This window comes from Actinophytocola sp. (assembly GCF_035712165.1).
In the GTDB taxonomy this organism is placed as follows: Bacteria; Actinomycetota; Actinomycetes; order Mycobacteriales; family Pseudonocardiaceae; genus DASYTH01.
In genome coordinates this window covers 1-4,310 of the sequence record NZ_DASTBH010000443.1, presented here as the reverse complement: position 1 = coordinate 4,310, position 4,310 = coordinate 1, and the positions used below count along the sequence as shown (strand labels likewise).

Annotated in this window: 6 protein-coding genes; 3 read left to right on the top strand and 3 right to left on the bottom strand. The window is 70.4% G+C overall.

The features are described 5' to 3' along the window. Nucleotides 1–315 (top strand): carboxymuconolactone decarboxylase family protein (locus VFO68_RS24870; RefSeq protein ID WP_325160793.1); only part of this gene is annotated, 315 nt, incomplete at its 5' end. Here VFO68_RS24870 and VFO68_RS24865 read toward each other — a convergent pair. Together VFO68_RS24865 and VFO68_RS24860 are read right to left on the bottom strand one after the other, a co-directional pair. Then, a complete protein-coding gene (locus VFO68_RS24865; RefSeq protein ID WP_325160792.1) occupies nucleotides 287–1,747 on the bottom strand; it encodes an aminotransferase class I/II-fold pyridoxal phosphate-dependent enzyme in 1,461 nt (486 codons plus the stop codon). The genes VFO68_RS24870 and VFO68_RS24865 overlap by 29 nt on opposite strands. A 30-nt stretch (nucleotides 1,748–1,777) precedes the next feature. Next, nucleotides 1,778–2,668, bottom strand: a complete 891-nt coding sequence (locus VFO68_RS24860) for a phosphorothioated DNA-binding restriction endonuclease (RefSeq protein ID WP_349256583.1) — start codon at nucleotides 2,666–2,668, stop codon at nucleotides 1,778–1,780. 134 nt (nucleotides 2,669–2,802) lie between these two features. Between VFO68_RS24860 and VFO68_RS24855 the strand changes: the two genes are divergently transcribed. Both VFO68_RS24855 and VFO68_RS24850 read left to right on the top strand, forming a co-directional pair. Further along, the gene (locus tag VFO68_RS24855) at nucleotides 2,803–3,258 is read left to right on the top strand and encodes a DUF6325 family protein (RefSeq protein ID WP_325160790.1); all 456 of its coding nucleotides are present in this window, start codon (nucleotides 2,803–2,805) and stop codon (nucleotides 3,256–3,258) included. A gap of 13 nt (nucleotides 3,259–3,271) precedes the next feature. After that, nucleotides 3,272–3,583 carry an SHOCT domain-containing protein gene (locus tag VFO68_RS24850; RefSeq protein ID WP_325160789.1) on the top strand — a complete coding sequence of 104 codons (312 nt, stop codon included), beginning with the start codon at nucleotides 3,272–3,274 and terminating at the stop codon, nucleotides 3,581–3,583. Here VFO68_RS24850 and VFO68_RS24845 read toward each other — a convergent pair. Further along, nucleotides 3,573–4,310, bottom strand: a 738-nt coding sequence (locus tag VFO68_RS24845; protein WP_325160788.1) for an aldo/keto reductase, incomplete at its 5' end; no start/stop codon positions are given. The two genes, VFO68_RS24850 and VFO68_RS24845, sit on opposite strands and share 11 nt — an antisense overlap.

The window sequence follows — 4,310 nt, the reverse complement described above, 5'->3', positions numbered from 1 at the left end:
AACGGCTGCAGCGTCTGCGTCCAGATGCACGCCGGTGAGCTGAAGAAACTCGGCGAGAGCGACGAGCGGATCTGGGGCGTGGGTGCCTGGCGGGACGCGCCCTACTTCACCGACGCCGAGCGCGCCGCGCTGGCCTTGACCGAGTCCGTCACCCGGCTCGCCGACCGCCCGGACCCGGTCCCCGACGAGGTGTTCGACGAGGCGGCCAAGCACTTCGACGAGGCGGCGCTCATGTCCCTGATCCTGCACATCACCGCGATCAACGCCTGGAACCGGCTCAACGTCGCTACCCGGCAGGTGGCCGGGAGCCATTGACCGTTCGCCGGTAGGTGTCGCGGATGGCCTGCCACGCGGCGCGCACGTGACGGAGCTCGGTTCTGGTGCCGCCCAACGCCATTCGTAGTACGACGCGGTCGGATACCTTGGTGTGGGTCAGATACAGGTCGCCGCTGGCATTGACCGCCTCCATGAGTTGGAGCGTCGACGCGTCGGCGGCCTCGGGTGTGCCTTCCGGCCAGCGCGGCCGGAAGCACACCAGGCCAAGGTGTTGCGGCTCGTGCAGTTCGAAGTCCGGGTCCTGGGCCACCCAGGTGGCCAGCTCGGCGGCCTGGGCCACTCCGGTGCGGATGTGCTCCCGCAGGCCTTCCGCGCCGTACCAGCGCAACACCGTCCACAGCTTCAACGCGCGGAACCGCCGCCCGAGCGAGACCTGCCAGTCCCGGTAGTCGACCACCGAGCCGGAGGACGTCGCCGCGTTGCGCAGGAACTCCGGCTGGATGGCCAGCGCGCCGATCAGCGGCGCGCGGTCGGCCACCCACATGACCGTGCAGTCGAAGTTGGTCAGCAGCCACTTGTGCGGGTTGGTGGCGTAGGAGTCGACGAGTTCCAACCCGTCGTTGAGCCACCGCAGTTCCGGACATACCGCCGCGACGCCCGCGTAGGCCGCATCGACGTGCAGCCACACGCCATGCCGCCGGCACACCTCGCCGATCGCCCGGACCGGGTCGACCGCGGCCGTCGAGGTGGTGCCCACGCTGGCGCAGACGAGCACCGGAACCGCACCGGCGGCGCGATCCTCGGCCAGCATCCGGTCCAGCGAGTGGGGATCCATCGCCAGGGTCTTCGGATCGATGGCGACCGTGCGCACGTTGTCGGCGCCGACCCCGACGATCCGCGCCGCCTTCGCCACCGCGGAGTGCGTCTGCGAGGACACGTAAAGGGTGTGCCGCCCGGTGATTCCCCCCTGCGCCACCGCACCGTCGCTGGCCCGCTGCAACGCCGCCAGGATCGCCAGCAGGCTGGCACTCGACGCCGAGTCCTGGATCACCCCGCCACCCGCCGTATCCGTCCGGAAATGGTCCGGCAGCCCCAACAGTTCGGCGAGCCAGTCGACCATCACGGTCTCCACCTCGGTGCACGCCGGGCTGGTGGCCCACAGCATCCCCTGCACCCCGAGCCCGGACGACAACAGATCGCCGAGGATCGCCGGCCCGCTGGCGTTCGCCGGGTAGTAGGCGAAGAAGCTCGGATGCTGCCAGTGCGTGATCCCGGGCAGCACCACCCGGTCCAGATCCGCGAGCACCTCCTCGAACGGCTCCCCCCGCTCCGGCGGATGCTCCGGCAACGCGGCCCGCACCGCTCCCGGCTCAACCTGCGCCCGCACCGGAAACGACTCGATCCGCTCCAGATAGTCGGCGATCCAGTCGACCACCTGCCGGCCATGCCGACGAAACTCCTCCGCACTCATATGCGGCAACGAAAACCTCCCTGACTCGAGTTACCTCAGCGCCGGACTCTTGAAGACCTCGCGGGTGTGCCAGTCGACGTGACCGGGTGATGGTGGGGTGGTGCCGGGGCGGGGACGCAGTGTGCGGCGGTCGAGTTCGTAGACGGCCCGGCCGGCGTCGGTGCGCGCGCTGAAGCTGCGCGACACCTGAATGCACAGGTCGGCGGTGAGGCCGAGCGCGCCCCGGTCGAACAGCTTGTGGTGCAGGGAGCACAGCGCCAGGCCGTTGTCGGGGTCGTCCGGCCCATCGAAGTTGAACCAGCGGATGTGCGCCGCCTCGATGCCGACGACGGCGGAGCCGAGTTGGCCGTCGAAGCCGCAGAAGGCGCACTGCCGGTCCCAGGCGGTGAGGATGGTCGCCGGCCAGGCGCTGTCCCGGCGCCGCGACAACGGCGCGGGCGGCGCGGTGGTGAGGATCGCCTCGGGATCCAGGCCGACGGCGGCCAGCACGTCCGGGGCGACGGTCGGCGGGAACTCGGCCTCCACCAGTTGACGCGCCACGGCCAGCGCGACGGCCGGATCGCGCAGGGCCTGCTCGACAGCGGGTTCCAGCCGGCCGACCACCTGGTGATCGGCCAGCGGTCGCACCCGGTCCATCGGCACGTCGTGATCGAGGATCCAGACCCCATCGGTGCGCAGCCGGGTGAAGGGGTAGGCGGCACTCTGCGCGCGGGGCGCGGACGAGGGCGGGCCGTAGTCCTGGATCAGGTCGGCCAGCGACGTCACGGCCACCGGCCAGGGCAGCGCGCTCGACCCGGTGTTGACCAGCCGGCCCAGCGCCAGCAGCACCAGCAGCGGCTTGTGTGGCGAGCGCTTGCCCTGGCTCTGGTGCTGGCGCAGGGTGGCCAGCCTGGCCAGCACGTCTTCCGTTGGTAACGCCACCCGGCAATGATGGCGCAGCCCGCTGCGGCGCAGGCCACCCACATGGATGACGTCGCGTCGGGTGAACGGCGCGACGGTAGACCTCACCCGGAGCAGGCGATGCCGGGACCGAACCAGCGCAAGATGCTGGCGCGGTGACCGATGACGCGACCCCATTGGGACCGATCGACTACCTGGTTGTCGAATTTCCGGGCAGTCGCCTGACCGGCGAGGGCCTGGCAGCGCTCGTCGACCTCGTCGACCGCGGACTGCTCCGCGTTCTCGACCTGATCTTCGTCCGCAAGGACGAGGGCGGCAAGATCACCGTGATGGCGATCGCCGACCTGGACGGCGACGGAAAACTCGACCTCGCGATCTTCGAAGGCGCCTCGTCCAACCTGCTGGGCAAGGAAGACCTTCACGAAGCCGCCTCCGTGCTGACCGAAGGAAACTCGGCAGCGATCCTGGTCTACGAGAACGTGTGGGCGGTGCCGATGGCTTCGGCCCTGCGCCGGGCCGGGGCGGAACTCGTCGCCCGCGGACCGATCACCGCACCGGATCTCATAGCCGCACTGGACGCCTCCGATGCGGGTGACCGCGTCCCGAGCTGAAAGGACTCGTTTCATGGGTCTGCTTCGCGGTATCGCCCGCACCGCAGTGATCGCCGGCACGGCGACCGCCGTGTCCAACCGGGTTTCCCGGCGGCAGGCAGGTCGTTGGCAACAGCAGGAAGCTGCGGAGGCCTACAACCAACAACAGGCGTACGCCCAACAACCCGCCTACCAACAGCCTCAACAGGTTTACGCGGCACCGCCGGCCGAGGACCCGATGGACGTCAAGCTGAACCGGCTCCGTGAGCTCAGCGACCTGAAGACTCAGGGTGTGCTGACCGAGGAAGAGTTCCAGCAGCAGAAGCAGCGGATCCTCAACGGGTAGACAGGCGGCGCAGCGTCGGCATGTCGGCCTGGCCGACCTGTTCGCGCAGCATGCGATGCGGTGAGATCTCCGGCGGTGGAGCGGGCTCGGCCAACCGGGCCCGCTCCGCCTCGTCGAGGTCGAGATCGGTGGCGCCGAGCAGATCCTCGAGTTGGGCCAGGGTGCGCGGACCGATGATCGGCGCGGTGACGCCAGGGACGCCGAGCAGCCAGGCGAGCGCGACCTGGGCGACCGGGCGGCCATGCCGTGCGGCGATCTCGGTGGCGGCGTCGACCACCCGGAAGTTCCGCTCGGTGGCCCGCCGGCTCGCCGCCTCCTCCAGATCGTTGGCCGCCGTGCTGACCCGGCCGTCGGCCGGCATCCGGTCCCGCTGGTAGCGGCCGGTGAGGAAGCCCGCGCCGAGCGGACCCCAGGGCAGCACGCCGAGCCCGGCGGCCCGGCACAGCGGCAGCAGTTCCAGTTCGGCACTGCGCTCCACCAGTGAGTACTGCGGCTGCAGGCTGATGAACGGCGCCCAACCCTCCCGGTCCTGCGTGGCCACCGCCCAGGCCAGCAACCAGGCCGGGAAGTTCGACGCACCGAGCGCTTTGACCTTGCCGGCCCGGACCAGTCCGTCCAGCGCGGACAGGGTGTCCTCCAGGGGTACGGCCGGATCGGGCGCGTGCACCTGGTAGAGATCGATCGTGTCCACCTCGAGCCGGCGCAGGCTGGCCTCGCAGGCCGCCCG

What these genes read in the sequence shown, in the direction of transcription:
- VFO68_RS24865 (WP_325160792.1), bottom strand. Translation starts at nt 1,747, where the DNA reads ATGAGTGCGGAGGAGTTTCGTCGGCATGGCCGGCAGGTGGTCGACTGG.
- VFO68_RS24850 (WP_325160789.1), top strand. Translation starts at nt 3,272, where the DNA reads ATGGGTCTGCTTCGCGGTATCGCCCGCACCGCAGTGATCGCCGGCACG.